We start from the raw sequence: 1,001 nt of genomic DNA on the forward strand, positions 1-1,001 counted from the left end.
AACCGCTCGTCCCCGGCGGGCAGGCCGGCACCAGCTCGCTGATCCGGAACTACCTCGGCTTCCCCCGTGGCGTCAGCGGCGACGAGCTGACCAACCGCGCGCTCGAGCAGGCGTGGCTCTTCGGCGTGCACCTGGTCGTGTCGACCGGCGTGACCCGCATCGCCGCGGACGGCGACCGCCGGCTGATCTGGACCGGCGACGGTCCGCCGCTGAACGCCCGCGCGGTGGTGATCGCGACGGGCGTCTCCTGGCGCCGGCTGGGCGTGCCGTCGCTGGAGAGCCTGCTCGGGGCTGGCGTGTTCTACGGCGCGGCCGGCGCGGAGGCCAGGGCGGTCGAGGGCAGGCGGGCGTACGTGGTCGGCGCCGGCAACTCGGCCGGCCAGGCGGCGTTGCACCTGGCCCGCTATGCCGACTCGGTCACGCTCGTCGTCCGCGGCGCGTCACTGGAGACCAGCATGTCGGAGTACCTGGTCACCGAGATCGGCCGGAACGAGCGGATTCGCGTGCTGCCCGGCACCGAGGTCGTCGGCGGCGGCGGACCGGGCCACCTGACGCACGTCACGCTGCGCACCGGCGGATCGGAGACGACGGAGGACGCCGCCGCGCTCTTCGTCATGATCGGCGCGGAGCCGCGCACCGAATGGCTGGCCGGCACGATCGACCGCGACGAGCGCGGCTTCCTTCTCACCGGCGCGGGCGGCCTGCCGCTCGAGACCAGCATGCCGGGCGTCTTCGCAGCGGGCGACGTGCGGCACGGGTCGGTCAAGCGCGTCGCCGCGGCCGCCGGCGAGGGCGCCATCGCCATCCAGAACGTCCACCACTTCCTGGGGAGCAGCTGAACGATCAAGATCATGTCGTAGCTGGGTGGGTGGTGCTGACCGCCGCTCCCGCCGAGGGTCGCTGCGCTCCACGTGCGTGAGTGGTCGCCCTCGCCGCTGCGCGGCCGTGGCCCGCACACCCCGCGGCCCACACAACAAAGTGGTAGCCCAGAGACGCATCCG

Annotated in this window: 1 protein-coding gene; it reads left to right on the forward strand. The window is 73.6% G+C overall.

Features of this window, described 5'->3' with window-relative positions; translation table 11 throughout:
• Positions 1–839: NAD(P)/FAD-dependent oxidoreductase (locus AB0M20_RS45720; protein ID WP_364307960.1), on the forward strand; the 839-nt coding region annotated here is incomplete at its 5' end.
• Positions 840–1,001 lie beyond the last annotated feature (162 nt).

This window comes from Actinoplanes sp. NPDC051633, from assembly GCF_040681735.1.
In the GTDB taxonomy this organism is placed as follows: Bacteria; Actinomycetota; Actinomycetes; order Mycobacteriales; family Micromonosporaceae; genus Actinoplanes.